The sequence below is a fragment of the Marinobacterium weihaiense genome (assembly GCF_019061305.1).
Classification (GTDB): Bacteria; Pseudomonadota; Gammaproteobacteria; order Pseudomonadales; family Balneatricaceae; genus Marinobacterium; species Marinobacterium weihaiense.
The window spans coordinates 1-897 of record NZ_JAHQZT010000072.1; the positions used below are offsets into that span (position 1 = coordinate 1).

Here is an 897-nt window from a genome sequence, read left to right on the forward strand (position 1 = left end):
CGTCACCTACGCGAGGAATCCATCATGAACTCAACCGAGCGCACACACTACTGGCAACAGTACATTGAACACTGGCGCGATACCGGGCTATCCGGCGCTGCTTTCTGCAAACAGCAATCGCTGTCCTATCACCAGTTTGTCTATTGGCGCCGCAAGCTCGAAGGTACAGATGATGCGACCGATACCGAGCGTACACCAACATCCGGCTTTGCTCGCGTCACCCAGGTGGCCGCTTCACCGCTATCGGATGATCTGACCCTGAAGCTTCCCGGCGGCATGGCCATTACAGGGCTGCATGCCGGTAATGTCGACCTGCTCGGCGCGATCCTGAGGCAGCTCTGATGAAACCGCGGTATCTTCGTCCCTCTCGGTCCATGCCCGAGATCTATCTGTACCGTGAGCCCATCGACTTTCGCAAACAAGCCAATGGTCTGGCGGTGCTGATTGAACAGGAGTTGGGACAGAACCCCTTCACCGGCGCGCTGTATGCCTTCACCAACCGACAGCGTAACAAGATCAAGTGCCTGATGTGGGAAGACAACGGCTTCATCCTCTACTACAAGGCGCTGGCCGAAGAGAAATTCAAATGGCCGAGCCCGGCTGATGAGCTCATGCCGTTGACCGGCGAGCAGATCAACTGGTTGCTCGATGGCTATGATATCAGCCTGCTAAAAGGCCATAAAACCTTGCAGTATGAGGCCGTTGGATAGCCGGTTTTGGGTGCTTCAACTGGCTGTTTTTGATATAATTTTGTCCATGAAAACACAGCCCGAAACCACCTCAAAGACGCCTGATATCAGCGGTTTATCGACCGCTGACTTGCTGTCGATGGTGGCCGGGCTGCAGCAGCAACTGGCCTCGAAAGAGGATGAGCTTGAGCAGCGGGATCAGGTCGTC

2 protein-coding genes are annotated in these 897 nt (G+C 55.3%); both read left to right on the plus strand.

Going from position 1 to position 897, the window contains the following annotated elements:
- Window positions 1-342 (plus strand): IS66 family insertion sequence element accessory protein TnpA (gene tnpA / locus KTN04_RS17465; protein ID WP_217336337.1); only part of this gene is annotated, 342 nt, incomplete at its 5' end.
- Window positions 342-710: an IS66 family insertion sequence element accessory protein TnpB gene (tnpB, locus tag KTN04_RS17470; RefSeq protein WP_217336338.1), complete on the plus strand. Its 369-nt coding sequence runs from the start codon at window positions 342-344 to the stop codon at window positions 708-710. The genes tnpA and tnpB, both read left to right, overlap by 1 nt.
- Window positions 711-897: the final 187 nt, after the last annotated feature.